The 13,965-nt window shown below is 60.2% G+C and carries 13 protein-coding genes; 12 read left to right on the top strand and 1 reads right to left on the bottom strand.

Going from position 1 to position 13,965, the window contains the following annotated elements; genetic code table 11:
- Window positions 1-11: 11 nt before the first annotated feature.
- The 8 genes from QO002_RS02765 (at window position 12) to QO002_RS02730 (ending at window position 8,494) form a co-directional block, all read left to right on the top strand.
- Entirely contained in the window at window positions 12-1,037 is a 1,026-nt protein-coding gene (locus QO002_RS02765) for a glucokinase (RefSeq protein ID WP_307233100.1), read from the top strand.
- A gap of 122 nt (window positions 1,038-1,159) precedes the next feature.
- Entirely contained in the window at window positions 1,160-2,962 is a 1,803-nt protein-coding gene (locus tag QO002_RS02760) for an ABC transporter ATP-binding protein (protein WP_307226464.1), read from the top strand.
- Between the two features lie 20 nt (window positions 2,963-2,982).
- The gene (gene dapB / locus QO002_RS02755; RefSeq protein WP_307226462.1) at window positions 2,983-3,801 is read left to right on the top strand and encodes a 4-hydroxy-tetrahydrodipicolinate reductase; all 819 of its coding nucleotides are present in this window, start codon (window positions 2,983-2,985) and stop codon (window positions 3,799-3,801) included.
- 22 nt (window positions 3,802-3,823) lie between these two features.
- Entirely contained in the window at window positions 3,824-4,459 is a 636-nt protein-coding gene (locus QO002_RS02750) for a 2,3-bisphosphoglycerate-dependent phosphoglycerate mutase (RefSeq protein ID WP_307226460.1), read from the top strand.
- A 487-nt stretch (window positions 4,460-4,946) separates the two neighbouring features.
- Window positions 4,947-5,498 carry a transglutaminase-like cysteine peptidase gene (locus QO002_RS02745; RefSeq protein WP_307226458.1) on the top strand — a complete coding sequence of 184 codons (552 nt, stop codon included), beginning with the start codon at window positions 4,947-4,949 and terminating at the stop codon, window positions 5,496-5,498.
- 222 nt (window positions 5,499-5,720) lie between these two features.
- Window positions 5,721-6,899, top strand: a complete 1,179-nt coding sequence (locus QO002_RS02740) for a TMEM43 family protein (RefSeq protein WP_307226456.1) — start codon at window positions 5,721-5,723, stop codon at window positions 6,897-6,899.
- 120 nt (window positions 6,900-7,019) lie between these two features.
- Complete coding sequence (locus tag QO002_RS02735) at window positions 7,020-7,808, top strand: YdcF family protein (RefSeq protein WP_307226454.1); 789 nt, start codon at window positions 7,020-7,022, stop codon at window positions 7,806-7,808.
- Window positions 7,809-7,873: 65 nt separating this feature from the next.
- Window positions 7,874-8,494, top strand: coding sequence for a trimeric intracellular cation channel family protein (locus QO002_RS02730; protein ID WP_307233098.1), 621 nt, complete (start codon window positions 7,874-7,876; stop codon window positions 8,492-8,494).
- A 62-nt stretch (window positions 8,495-8,556) separates the two neighbouring features.
- Here QO002_RS02730 and irrA read toward each other — a convergent pair whose 3' ends face one another.
- Complete coding sequence (gene irrA, locus QO002_RS02725) at window positions 8,557-8,976, bottom strand: iron response transcriptional regulator IrrA (RefSeq protein WP_307226452.1); 420 nt, start codon at window positions 8,974-8,976, stop codon at window positions 8,557-8,559.
- 321 nt (window positions 8,977-9,297) lie between these two features.
- On the opposite strand from irrA, the gene fabA reads away from it, so the two are divergent.
- The 4 genes from fabA (at window position 9,298) to htpG (ending at window position 13,869) form a co-directional block, all read left to right on the top strand.
- Entirely contained in the window at window positions 9,298-9,810 is a 513-nt protein-coding gene (gene fabA, locus QO002_RS02720) for a 3-hydroxyacyl-[acyl-carrier-protein] dehydratase FabA (protein WP_307226450.1), read from the top strand.
- Between the two features lie 50 nt (window positions 9,811-9,860).
- The gene (gene fabB, locus QO002_RS02715; protein ID WP_307226448.1) at window positions 9,861-11,084 is read left to right on the top strand and encodes a beta-ketoacyl-ACP synthase I; all 1,224 of its coding nucleotides are present in this window, start codon (window positions 9,861-9,863) and stop codon (window positions 11,082-11,084) included.
- A 4-nt stretch (window positions 11,085-11,088) separates the two neighbouring features.
- Complete coding sequence (fabI, locus tag QO002_RS02710) at window positions 11,089-11,895, top strand: enoyl-ACP reductase FabI (protein ID WP_307226446.1); 807 nt, start codon at window positions 11,089-11,091, stop codon at window positions 11,893-11,895.
- A 90-nt stretch (window positions 11,896-11,985) separates the two neighbouring features.
- Window positions 11,986-13,869 carry a molecular chaperone HtpG gene (gene htpG, locus QO002_RS02705; RefSeq protein ID WP_307226444.1) on the top strand — a complete coding sequence of 628 codons (1,884 nt, stop codon included), beginning with the start codon at window positions 11,986-11,988 and terminating at the stop codon, window positions 13,867-13,869.
- The last annotated feature ends 96 nt before the right edge of the window (window positions 13,870-13,965 follow it).

The following is a 13,965-nucleotide window of genomic DNA, read 5'->3' as shown; positions in this document are numbered from 1 at the left end:
TGTCTTCGTCCATGTCGCCGCTTGACGACGCCGACGCGAACTTCGTTTTCCCCATCCTCGTCGGCGATATCGGCGGCACCAATGCCCGTTTCGCGCTGCTGCTCGACGCCTATGCGGAGCCGAAAATCTTCCCGATCATCCCTACTGACGATTATGCCAGCATCGAAGAAGCGCTGCAGACCAGCATCCTCGACAAGACCTCGGTGCAGCCCCGCTCGGCCATTATCGCCATTGCAGGCCCTATCAATGGCGACGAAATTCCGCTGACCAATGCCGGCTGGGTAATCAAACCTAAGGACATGATTTCGGCGCTCAATCTGCAAGATGTGATCATCATCAACGATTTCGAAGCCCAGGCACTGGCCGTCGCTTCGATCGGTGATGACGGACGCGAACAGGTCGGCGGTGGCGAAATCCTGCCCTCAGCCTCCTGCGCCGTGCTCGGTCCCGGCACAGGCCTCGGCGTCGCCGGTCTTCTGCATGCCCGCCATACATGGTTCCCGGTGCCCGGCGAAGGCGGACATGTGGACGTTGGGCCGAGAACTGAGCGCGATTTTCATATCTGGCCTTTCCTCGAACCAATCGAGGGCCGCATCTCGGGCGAACAGCTGCTCTGTGGCCGCGGTATCATGAACATCTACCGCGCGGTCTGCGAGGCGGATGGCAAGGATCCGCATATTGCCGACCCGGCCGGGGTCACCAGCCACGCGCTTTCCGGCGGCGATGCTGCTGCTGTCGAAACCGTGTCTTTGTTTGCCACTTATCTCGGCCGCGTCGCCGGCGACATGGCGATGATCTTCATGGCCCGCGGCGGTGTCTTTCTGGCCGGCGGCATTTCGCAGAAAATCCTGCCCGCGTTGAAGAAGCCGGAATTTCGCGCGGCCTTCGAGGACAAGGCACCCCATACCGCGCTGCTGAGGACCATACCCACTTTTGTCGTGACACATCCGACCGCGGCCCTCTCAGGTCTTGCCGCCTACGCCCGCACCCCGTCGCGTTTCGGTGTTGCTACAGAGGGACGCCGCTGGAGAAGTTGACGCCTGTCAAGGCGCGCAAGACTCGCCAAACCGTGATGCAACGATTATAGAGCGCGGTGAAACGCGCGCCATTTCGGAGGCATCCGGGACAGCACCATGCTTCGGGCGAGGGAATACAGCCTTTGAAAGTACCCAAAAACACGCATCCGCATGTCGATGCGGAAACGATTACCAGCGTCCTCAAGCGTGTCATCCGTGAAAACGGCCGCGCCCATCTCAAGGGCTATGCTTTCGCGGTTTTCTGCCTCATCGTAATGGCAGCAACGACGGCCTTTTCGGCGTGGATCATGGAATCGGTCGTCAATGAAGCTTTCGCCAACAAACGCGCGGATATGGTGCTCGTCATCTGCGGTGCGATTTTTGCTGCTTTCGTTCTGCGCGGCTTTGCAACCTATGGTCAGGCGGTTTCTCTCTCCAAAATCGGCAACAATATCGTTGCCAGCTATCAGCGTCGGCTCTACAGCCATCTGATGGCGCTAAGCGTCGGCTTCTTCAGCGACACTCGCTCGGCCCGGATCTCCGCACAAATCAGCCAGAATGTTTCGGGCATCCGCGACGTCCTGAACATGACGGTCACCTCGATCGCCCGCGACCTCCTGACACTCGTCGCGCTGATCGGTGTAATGATCGGCAAGGACTGGTTGCTGACCCTGATTGTCTTCGTCGTTGCGCCGCCGCTTCTGATAGGCCTTCGCTATGTCTCGCGGCGCCTGCGCCAGGCGACGCGCGAATCGGTGGAAATCAACAGCCATGTGCTGGGGGCGATGCAGGAGACAATCCAGGGCATCTCCATCGTCAAAGCCTTTACAATGGAGAACCAGCTCAAGGCCAAGGTCGAAGCGATCATCGACCGCGCCGAGAACCGCGCCAACCGTATCGCGCGCTTGAGTGAACGAACCGCGCCGATGACCGAGGCATTTGCCGGCTTTGCGATTTCGAGCGTCCTGGCATACGCCGCGTTCCGCACGATCTACAGCAATATTCCTCCCGGCGCCTTCTTCGCCTTCGTCACCGCGCTTCTCATGGCTTACGACCCGGCGCGCCGCCTCGCCCGCCTGCAGGTGTCGCTGGAGCGCGCCGTGGTCAACGCGCGCATGATCTACGAAATCCTCGACATGATGCCGCATCAGCGCGACCGGGCGGATGCGACCGAGCTGAAACTTGGGCAGGCGCAGATCGAGTTCCGCAACGTTCATTTTGGCTATGCGACCGGCGGCGATATCCTGAAGGGCGTGAGCTTTGTCGCAGAAGGCGGCAAAACCACGGCCCTCGTCGGCCCGTCCGGCGCTGGCAAGTCGACGGTGATCAGCCTCATCCCGCGTTTCTACGATCCCGGCTCGGGCGAAATCCTCGTCGATGGGCAAGACATCGCCCACGTCACCAAACAATCGCTGCGCAACGGCCTCGCCTATGTGTCGCAGCAACCTTATCTCTTCGAAGGATCCATCCGCGACAACATCCGCTACGGCCGCCCCGGTGCGACCGATGATGAAATCGAGGAAGCAGCAAGGCTGGCATACGCCCACGACTTCATCCTTGCGCAGCCGCAGGGTTACGACACGCCCGTCGGCGAAAACGGCGTGACGCTATCGGGGGGCCAGCGTCAGCGGCTCTCGATTGCCCGCGCCCTGGTGCGCAAGGCGCCAATCCTGCTTCTCGATGAGGCCACCTCGGCGCTCGACACCGAATCGGAAGCAGCCGTGCAGAAGGCGCTCGACCACGCGATGTCGGGACGTACGGTCGTCGTCATCGCTCACCGCCTGTCGACGATCGCCAATGCCGACAAGATCATCGTGATGCGCGATGGGCTGGTCGTCGAGGAAGGTACCCACGAGGCGCTTGCGCGGCGCAACGACGGTCTTTACGCTCGCCTGCACAATCTGCAGGGTGGTGTGGAAAAGGCCGCTTCGGCAACGGAAGAATAATTCGAAAAATGGGTGCAGGCATGAGCGGTACGGATATGAAACTCGTCGTGGTCGGTGCTGCCGGCCGTATGGGACAGACGCTGATCCGCACCATTCATGCGATGACAGGCGCCAGCGTCTTTGCCGCAGTCGAACGCCCCGGCTCTGCCTTTGTCGGCCGCGACGCCGGTGAACTTGCCGGCCTTGGTCCCATGGGCGTCACCATCACCGACAAGCCGCTCGAAGCCTTTGTCGAGGCGGAAGGCGTGCTCGACTTTACGTCTCCCGCCGCAACGGTGGAATTTTCAGGTCTCGCCGCCCAGGCGCGTATCGTCCACGTAATTGGAACGACCGGGTGCTCCACCGAAGACGACGCAAGGATCAAGGCAGCAGCCCGCCATGCCCGCATCGTCAAATCCGGCAATATGAGCCTCGGCGTCAACCTGCTCGGCGTCCTGACGCAGCAGGCGGCGAAGGCGCTCGGCCGAACCGACTGGGATATCGAAATCCTCGAAATGCATCATAAACACAAGGTCGACGCACCATCCGGCACGGCGCTGCTGCTCGGCGAAGCCGCCGCTCGTGGACGCGGAATCGACCTTGGCGAAAATTCGGTTCGCGTGCGCGATGGGCATACCGGTCCGCGCGCTGCCGGCAGCATCGGCTTTGCCACCTTGCGCGGCGGCTCCGTCATCGGCGAACATTCCGTCATCATCGCCGGCGAGGGCGAGCAGGTGACACTTTCGCACAGTGCTACCGATCGCGCCATTTTCGCCCGCGGCGCCGTGACAGCCGCACTTTGGGCGCGGGACAAGAAACCCCGTTTCTACACTATGCTCGACGTTCTCGGGCTCAACTGATCTTTCTTCGAGGAGCAAATATATGAGCGGAACCCTTGTCCTTGTTCGCCACGGCCAGAGCGAATGGAACCTGAAAAACCTCTTCACCGGCTGGAAAGACCCTGACCTGACGGCACTCGGCGTAGAGGAAGCCAATGTCGGCGGCAAGGCGCTGGCCGACTACGGCATCAAGTTCGACATCGCCTTCACCTCGGTTCTGTCGCGCGCGCAGCGCACGCTGAAGATTATTCTCGACAATGTTGGCCAGCCCGATCTCGAAACGATCCGCGACCAAGCACTGAACGAGCGCGACTACGGCGACCTCTCTGGCCTGAACAAGGACGACGCCCGCGCCAAGTGGGGTGAAGAACAGGTGCATATCTGGCGCCGCTCCTATGACGTACCGCCTCCGGGCGGCGAGAGCCTGCGCGACACCGGCGCCCGCGTCTGGCCCTATTACCTCACTGACATCCTGCCACGCGTTCTCTCCGGCCAGAACGTTCTGGTGGCAGCCCACGGCAATTCGCTGCGCTCGCTGGTGATGGTTCTCGACCGTCTGACCAAGGAGCAGATCCTGGCGCTGAACCTCGCGACCGGCGTTCCTATGGTTTACAAGCTGGACGCCGATTCCACCGTCGCTTCCAAGGAAGTGCTCGGAGATATGTCCGGCGCTCACTGAGCCCGGCATCAAAGAACCGAAGGCCTTGACGCTGGAGCGACGGCGTTGAGGCCTTTTTTGTTTGCTTGAATTGGCCCAGACACCGGGCCCAGGCCTGATTTTCCTGACAGTCGCATCCCAAACACGCGCCCTCCCGCATGCGAAGCCGAGTGTGGTGTATGGTTGGTAAAGAGGCGGTGATCAAGGCTGAATACCGTTCTGCTTCAAGATCTTATGCTACGGCTCTCCCCCTCTCCCAAACCTGTTGCAGAACGCGGCATCCCGCGAAAAGCCCAGTTTCCAAGGCGTTCCCGATTGAAATCGCGATATCCATAAAATTGTACTTATCGATTTAAGCGCGCTGAAAAGGCCCTTTTGTATCGTGTTGGTACAGGCGGACGAAAGGAACGGTTCCTTTCGATAGCATGACGCTCCCTCCCCTGATCCGAAATGAATTCGGTTCAACAAAAAAGCCTTGGACAGAAGGCTGAACGGACAGGGAAAAATTATGCTCAAGAAAGCTATTATTGCACTGGCAACCATCGCAGCGCTCGGCGTATCCAGCATGCCTTCGGCCTATGCCATCAACATGGGTCAGAGCCGTAACTTCAAGGTCAGCCGCCAAGCCACGGTTCCGGTCGCCTTCTCGCTGTACTGCCTGAAGCACATCGAGGAATGCCGCCCTTCAGCCCAGTCGCAGGTTGCTTACACCTCCAAGGTCCGCGGCCTGCTTGCTTCCGTAAACCGCTCGGTCAACCGCAGCATCCGTCCGGTGCGCGAAAGCAATGACGTCTGGACACTAAACCCACGTCAGGGCGATTGCGACGATTACGCTGTCACCAAGCGTAGCCGCCTGATCCGCGCCGGCATTCCTTCCGGTGCCCTGCGCATTGCAGTCGTCCGTACCCGTTCGGGTGAAGGCCATGCCGTTCTGCTGGTCAAGACCAATGCCGGCGAATTCGCTCTCGACAATCTGCGCCAGACGATCGTCAAGCGTAGCCAGACCGGTTATCGCTATGTGAGCGTCGCTTCCGCGAACCCGATGCGCTGGACCCGTTAAAAAATGCCAGCATTTCCCGCGAAAAAATGGGGGAGGCCTCGCGCCTCTCCCTTTTCGATCGCAAAAAATCGGTGATTGTGCGAACCCCACAAGAATGGTTCGTCTTCAAAGATTATGGCACATCCCAAATCAAAGAAAATCTGTTAGCAAAAGCGAATTGACGAATAGGGCGGCGTTCTGGAACGTTATCCGCCAAAGAGTGCTGGGCGCGGGGGGCCGGTCATGAGCATCACAGAAACGACAACGACATCCTGGTTTTCCCGGCTCAAGAACGGACTGCTTGGGCTGCTGGTCGGGCCACTGCTGGTTTTCGGCATGATCTGGCTGCTCTCCTGGAACGAGGGCCGCTCCGTTAATACCTACAACTCGCTTGTCGAGGGCGCAGGCGTCGTTGTTTCCATCGATAGCGGCGCGGTCGATGCCGCCAATGAAGGCAAGCTCGTTTACATTTCGGGGCCTGTGACACCCCAGGGTGTACCGGAAGACCAGACCTTCGGCGTGCAGGCGCAAGGCGCTGCCGGTCTCAACCGCACCGTCGAGATGTATCAATGGGTCGAGGACAGCAAGAGCGAGACGAAAAAGACACTCGGCGGCGGCGAAGAAACGGTCACGACCTATAGCTATCGCAAGGAATGGCAGTCGCGCTCAATCGATTCTTCCGATTTCCGTGATTCCGGCGCGCACCAGAACCCGTCCATGCCGTTTGAGAGCGAACGTTTCTGGGTGTCCAGCGCAACGCTCGGTGCCTTTACTGTCGATGGCAAGGCGGTTGCCGATCTCGGTGCCGACAAGCCGCTTGCCGTGACGCCCGCCGTTCTTGAAAGCGTATCGGCGGCGGTCGGAAGCGATATGCCGGTCAAACAGAATGGGACGACGATCTATGTCTCGCAGAACAGGCAGGCCCCGGCGGTCGGCGACCTCAGGATCAGCTTCAGCCGCGAGGATATTGCCACGGCAAGCTTCGTCGGTGCCCAGCGCGGCGATGCCGTGACGGACGATTTCAAGACCAGCAACGACCGCACCGTCTTCCTCACCGCTGCCGGTAATGTTGCTGCCCCCGAAATGTTCGAGGCAGCCCAGAGCGAAAATACGCTGATCACCTGGCTTATACGCTTCGGCGGCCTGCTCGGCATGTTCATCGGCTTCGCCATGATGCTGTCGATCCTCGGTATCATTGCTGACGTCATTCCCTTCGTCGGCTCGATCGTCGGTTTCGGCACCTCTGTCATTGCGCTTGTTCTGACATTGCTGCTGGGGCCGCTGGTCATCGCCCTTGCCTGGATCGCCTATCGTCCGTTGATCGCGATTGCCGTTCTCGCACTGGGTGTGGCGCTTGCCGCAGGGTTGATCTATCTGCGCCGCAAGCAGGCGCCGGCACCTTCCCTCGGTCGTCCCGTCTGATACCGTCTGTTGCGCTCGGGTTACGACCATCCTAGAACGGTTGGCGAACCTGGGCGCTCTGGCTCTTTGCAACAGGCCTGACGTGCTCGCCGATTGAACCCGCAGGGCAACCGAGTTTTCATGTTTCTGATCTCCAAGATCTTCTGGCTTGCCGCGCAGCCGCTTTCCATTGTCTTTCTCCTCCTGCTGCTGGCTTTGATCTTCAATGGTTTCGGCATGCGCAACGCCCATGGCTTTTTCGCAGCGCTTGCGGTGATCCTGCTTTTCGTTACGCTCTTCACCTCCACAGGCTCGGTCATGCTCCAGAAGCTGGAGGACCGCATTGCTCGCCCGGCAAGCCTGCCGGCCGAGCTTTCCTGCATCATCATTCTTGGTGGCGCCTTCGAAAACGAAGTGATGGCAAGCCGCGGTGGGATCGAATTCAATCAAGCGGCCGACCGTTTCGTCGAGGGCTTGCTCCTTGCCCAAAGCCATCCGAATGCGCGCATCCTGGTTTCCGGCGGGGATGGCTCCTTCAGCGGCACCTACGAAGGCGATGCCCATGCTGCTGAAACCTTCTTCACGACCTTCGGCATCCCGGCGGATCGACTCATTCGGGAAGGTGCTTCACGCACCACTTTCGAGAATGCCCGAAACACGAGACAGCTTCTCGAAGATGAGGGGCTTTCCAGCTGCGCACTCGTGACGTCGGCCTTCCACATGCCGCGCTCCGTCGGGCTTTTCCGCAAGCTCGGTATCGATGTCCTGCCCTGGCCGACCGATTACCGCACGACGGGCAAGGCGGTACTGTGGTTCGATTTCAGCCAACCGTCGCTCAATGCACAGCTGACGACGACCGCCGTGCGGGAATGGATCGGGCTCGTCGCCTATTATCTGAGCGGCAGGACCCATGCGGTCTTTCCCCGCTGAGCGACCTTCGGCAGCAGTCCATGACTTCCGGGAGACGGTGAGTGACGATAACGTCCAATCTTGAAATGCTCGATTATGCCGGTGTTGCGGTTTTTGCCGCGACAGGCGCCTTGGCAGCATCGCGAAAACATCTCGATATCATCGGCTACATCTTCTTTGCTGCCGTGACCGGCATTGGCGGCGGGACGCTTCGGGATCTGGTGCTAGGGGCGACCCCCGTCTTCTGGATCAGGAACCCGCTATACCTTGTCGTCTGTTGCTGCGCTGGGCTTATCGTCTTCTTCTCGGCACGACGCATGGAATCGCGCTACTGGTTTCTGGTCTGGCTCGATGCGATCGGGCTTTCCGCCTATTGCGTCATGGGCGCAGCAAAAGGACTTGCCGCAACGGGCTCGCCGATTGTGGCACTTGTGACCGGCATGCTGACGGCGACATTCGGGGGAATTCTGCGCGACCTTCTGGCCGGCGAACCGTCAGTTCTGATGCGGCCGGAAATCTATGTCACCGCAGCCTTGGTCGGCGCCTGCGTCTTCACCGGTCTCAGCTATTTCGGCGCGCCGCTGACGATTGCCTCCGCACTGGGTGTGCTTGCCGCTTTCTGTATCCGCGGCGGTGCGCTCAAATATGGCTGGACATTGCCGGTCGGTGACCCGCGACCTCCTCGAGATCCTAACGACGTGATCTGACAATGCGCTCGTGGTGCGAGCGGCGCGATAGAAGCAGCAGGATTGTGGGAAATAGAACCTAGCTAGCCGCGCTTGGCACGCAGGCGGATCACCACATCGACATGGGCGATTTCCATGCCGGGTGGTGGCTCGGGCAGGTTGCCGATCGAGATATTGTTGACCGGAATATCCAGCACCTCGTTTTCGCCTTCGACGAAGAAGTGGTGATGGTCAGAAACGTTGGTGTCGAAGTAGGTCTTGGCACTTTCGACGGCCAGAACCCGGATCATGCCGGCTTCGGTAAACTGGTGCAGCGTGTTGTAGACGGTGGCGAGCGATACGGGCACGCCGGCCGTTACCGCTTCTTCATGCAGCTCTTCGACCGTCAGATGCCGGTCACCCTTCGCAAAGATCAGCTCGGCAAGCGCCATGCGCTGGCGCGTCGGACGAAGGCCGTAGTGGCGCAGGCGGTCTTCCGAACCGATTTCCAAAGCAGTCTTCATAAGATAGAGCCGGGCCCTTCTGGCTATTGCGAAATGCATCTTCTGTGCCGATATAACTTTTAAGCATCGTGCTTTCAATAGTTAGCAGAGGCTAAGGCGGCCGTTCTCGCTCGAAAACGGCCCTATTCTGGGGGCAAAAGGCAATTAACTCTGGCTGTTGCAACCCCCTTCATGTATGCGACGGCGGCAACGGGCCTTGTGTCCAGCACAGAAAAGCCGGGGCGCACGGATTGCAAGCATTCTGCATTGGCTTCAAATCCGTTCCGTCTTCGTCTACACAAAGTCAACGAAAAACCTTGCGCAGTGGGGAAACGACAGTCCATGACCAGACAATCCAGCTTCAACTATGAAGAAATTCTCGCTTGCGGTCGTGGCGAATTGTTTGGCCCCGGCAATGCCCAGCTTCCCCTGCCGCCGATGCTGATGGTTCATCGCATCACCGATATCTCCGAGACCGGCGGTGCGCACGACAAGGGCTACATCCGCGCCGAATACGACGTGCGTCCGGATGATTGGTACTTCCCCTGCCACTTCCAGGGCAACCCGATCATGCCAGGCTGCCTTGGCCTCGATGGCATGTGGCAGCTGACCGGCTTCTTCCTCGGATGGCTCGGCGAAGAAGGTCGTGGTATGGCGCTTTCGACCGGTGAAGTGAAGTTCAAGGGCATGGTCCGTCCGAACGTCAAGCTTCTCGAATACGGCATCGACTTCAAGCGCGTCATGCGCGGCCGCCTCGTGCTCGGCACGGCCGACGGCTGGCTGAAGGCCGATGGCGAGACCATTTACCAGGCATCCGACCTGCGCGTCGGCCTGTCCAAGGAAAAAGCTGCCTGAACCGCGGCCCTGAAGCCGTAAGCAGCGAAATCAAAGAAGAGGTCATCGACATGAGACGGGTTGTTGTCACGGGTCTGGGGATCGTTTCCTCAATCGGGAATGATGCACAGGAGGTCACCGCGTCGCTGCGCGAAGCCAAGTCCGGCATCACGTTTTCCAACGATTTCGCCGAGCATGGCTTCAGGTGCCAGGTCTGGGGCGCGCCGAACATCGATACGTCCGATCTCGTTGATCGCCGCGCCGCCCGCTTCCTGTCGCAGGGCGGTACCTGGAACCATGTGGCGATGAAGCAGGCGATTGCCGACTCGGGCCTTGAAGACAAGGACATTGGCGGCAACGAGCGCACCGGCATCATCATGGGCTCGGGTGGCCCTTCGACCCGCACGCTGATCGACGCGGCCGAAATCACCATCAAAAACAACTCGCCCAAGCGCATCGGCCCGTTTGCCGTACCGAAGGCAATGTCGTCTACGGCTTCGGCGACGCTTGCGACGTGGTTCAAGATCCACGGCGTCAACTACTCGATCTCGTCTGCCTGCTCGACCTCGGCGCACTGCATCGGCAACGCTATGGAAATGATCCAGTGGGGCAAGCAGGATGTCATGTTTGCCGGCGGTCACGAAGACCTCGACTGGACCATGTCCAACCTCTTCGACGCCATGGGCGCGATGTCCTCCAAGTACAACAATACGCCCTCTACCGCCTCGCGCGCCTATGACGTCTCCCGCGACGGCTTCGTCATTGCCGGCGGTGCTGGTGTTCTCATTCTCGAAGAACTGGAGCACGCCAAGGCTCGCGGCGCAAAGATTTATGCCGAAATCACCGGCTACGGGGCGACCTCCGATGGCTACGACATGGTTGCGCCTTCTGGAGAAGGTGCGATCCGCTGCATGCGTCAGGCACTGGCGACCGTGAAGGGCGAGGTCGATTACGTCAACACGCACGGAACGTCGACGCCGGTCGGCGATTCGAAGGAAATCGGCGCGATCCGCGAAGTCTTCGGTTCCAAGATCCCGCACGTCCAGTCGACCAAGTCGCTGACCGGCCATTCGCTCGGTGCTGCCGGCGTGCAGGAATCGATCTATGGCCTTCTGATGATGCAGGCCGGCTTTATCGGCGAAAGCGCCCATATCACCGAACTCGACCCAGAATTCGAGGGCGTTCCGATCGTGCGCAAGCGCATCGACAACGCCAAGATCGACACGGTGCTTTCCAACTCCTTCGGCTTCGGCGGCACCAACGCGACGCTCGTATTCCAGCGCTACAACGGGTAAGACAATGACCGGTATCATGGCAGGAAAACGCGGCCTCATCATGGGGGTTGCCAACAATCACTCGATCGCCTGGGGCATCGCCAAGGCGCTGGCCGGCGCCGGTGCCGAACTTGCCTTCACCTACCAGGGCGAAGCGCTCGGAAAGCGCGTGAAGCCGCTAGCGGCCGAAGCCGGCTCCGACATCCTGCTGCCCTGCGACGTCGAGGATCTTGCCTCGGTCGATGCTGTCATCGATGCGCTGAAGGAGAGGTGGGGCAAGCTCGATTTCGTCGTGCACGCCATCGGCTTCTCCGACAAGAACGAGTTGAAGGGCCTCTATGCCGACACCTCGCGTGACAATTTCAGCCGCACGATGGTCATTTCCTGTTTCTCGTTCACCGAAATCGCCAAGCGCGCGGCAGCACTGATGGCCGATGGCGGCGCGATGCTGACCCTGACCTACGGCGGCTCGGTGCGTGTCATGCCGAACTACAACGTCATGGGCGTCGCCAAGGCGGCTCTCGAAGCATCTGTACGCTATCTGGCCGCCGACTATGGCCAGAACGGCATCCGCGTCAACGCGATCTCGGCCGGCCCGATCCGCACGCTTGCGGGTGCCGGTATCTCGGACGCCCGCGCGATGCTCTCCTGGCAGCAGAAGAACTCCCCGATGCGTCGTACCGTGACGATCGAGGATGTCGGTAGCTCGGCACTCTACCTGCTATCCGATCTTTCGCGTGGCGTTACCGGCGAGATCCACTATGTCGATAGCGGCTACAACATCACCTCGATGCCTGCGCTCGACACGCTCCGCAGCGCCGATAGCGAGTAACGTCGCCTGCTTGAAATTGCCTCTTGATTTTTGGGTCGCGGCTCGCCAGTTACGAGCCATCCAATCCAACATGTCAGAGGCAATTCAAGCATGAGCGATGCTCCTGAAAAACCTGTCGAAAATCACGTCTTCGAAGCCGATGTCGCCCGCCTGCTTCACCTCATGGTGCACTCGGTCTATTCGGACAAGGATGTCTTTCTGCGCGAACTGATCTCGAACGCGGCCGATGCCTGCGAGAAACTGCGCTACGAGGCGATCAGCGCACCAGAACTTTTAGGCTCCGATCGTTCTCCGCGCATTACTCTGTCCCTGGAACCGGAAAATCGCCTTGTTGTCGCCGATAACGGCATCGGCATGAGTCGCGATGAGATGATCGAGGCGCTGGGCACGATCGCTCGCTCGGGCACGCGTGCATTCATGGAGCGCATTGAGGCGGCCAAGGCCGGCGACGGCACCCAACTGATCGGTCAGTTCGGCGTCGGCTTCTATTCCGCCTTCATGGCCGCAAGCCGGGTTGACGTCGTCTCCCGCCGCGCCGGCAGCGAACACGCGTGGCGCTGGTCGTCGGACGGCCAGGGAAGCTACACGGTCGAAGCCGTCGAACTTACCGATGCACCGGAACGCGGCACGCGCATCACCTTGCAGCTAATGGACGACGCCAAGTCCTACACGTCGAAATGGAGCGTCGAGCGCATCGTCAAGGAGCAGTCCGGCCATGTGCCGGTGCCGATCGATCTCGTCGAACTGCCCTCAGGCGAAACGAGCCGGGTCGGCGACGGCACGGCGCTCTGGACGCGGTTGCGCAACGAGATCACCAAGGAAGAATACGCCGATTTCTACCGCAGCGTCGCCGGCCAATATGACGAGCCGGCGCTGACGGTGCATTTCCGCGCCGAAGGCCGCCACGAATATACCGGCCTTGCCTTCGTGCCGACCTCCAAGCCGTACGATCTTTTCGATCCGACCGGTAAGGGCCGGATGAAGCTCTATGTGAAGCGCGTCTTCATCACCGATGACGCTGAACTGATGCCGCGCTATCTGCGCTTCGTGCGCGGGCTCGTCGATACATCAGACCTGCCGCTCAACGTCTCGCGCGAGATGATCCAGGAAAGCCCGATCCTGTCTGCCATCCGCAAGGGCCTGACGAGCCGCGTGCTCACCGCCATCGAGAAGCTGGCAGACAGTGATAAAGACGCTTTCGCCAAGCTCTGGGATGCCTTCGGCCCCGTCATCAAGGAAGGCATCTACGACGATTTCGAGCGCCGCGGCCAGCTGATGACGCTCGCCCGCTTTCGCACGACCGCCTCCGGCGACGAGCATCGCTCGCTTGCCGACTACGTCAAGGACATGAAGGATGCGCAGGCGGCGATCTATTACCTCACCGGCGACAATCTCGGCCAATTGCAAGCATCACCGCAGCTCGAAGGTTTTCGCGCCCGCGGGATCGAGGTGCTGTTGCTGACGGATTCGATCGACAGCTTCTGGGTAACGGCAGCGCCTGACTTCGAGGGCAAGCCGTTCAAGTCGATCACGCAAGGGACGTCTGATCTTGCGCAGGTGCCGAAACTTGACGCCAAGGAGAAGCCGAGCGCTGAGACGACGGAGGCGGTGAAAGACTTCATCGCTTTCGCGAAAATGGCGCTTGCCGACGCCGTTTCTGATGTCCGCACTTCGGATCGCCTTACCGAAAGCGCCGTCTGCCTCGTGGCACCCGAACACGGGCCTGATCGTCAACTCGAAAAAATGCTGCAGGGTGCGGGCCGGCTTGATGCCGCCGCCAAGCCGATCCTCGAGGTCAATCCGGACAACGCCCTGATCGCCGCCGTGGCGGCCAATGGCAACGAGGCTTTCCGTGCAGATGCCGTCAATCTGCTGCTGGATCAGGCGCGTATTCTCGATGGTGATCGGCCGTCGGACCCACGCGCCTTTGCAGAGCGGCTTTCGCGTTTGTTTTCGCGGGCTCTGAAGGCTTGATGTGAGGCACCGGCTGGAACAGGCGGCCGGTGCCAACTCTCCGATAGCCTCGGTATCCTATGGATCTGCGGCGATCTGGTCGACGCAGGTAAGATC

Origin of the sequence: Pararhizobium capsulatum DSM 1112 (assembly GCF_030814475.1) — a bacterium.
Lineage (GTDB): Bacteria > Pseudomonadota > Alphaproteobacteria > Rhizobiales > Rhizobiaceae > Pararhizobium > Pararhizobium capsulatum.
Note: the sequence above shows the minus strand (reverse complement) of the source record. Positions and strands in the feature narration are given on the sequence as shown.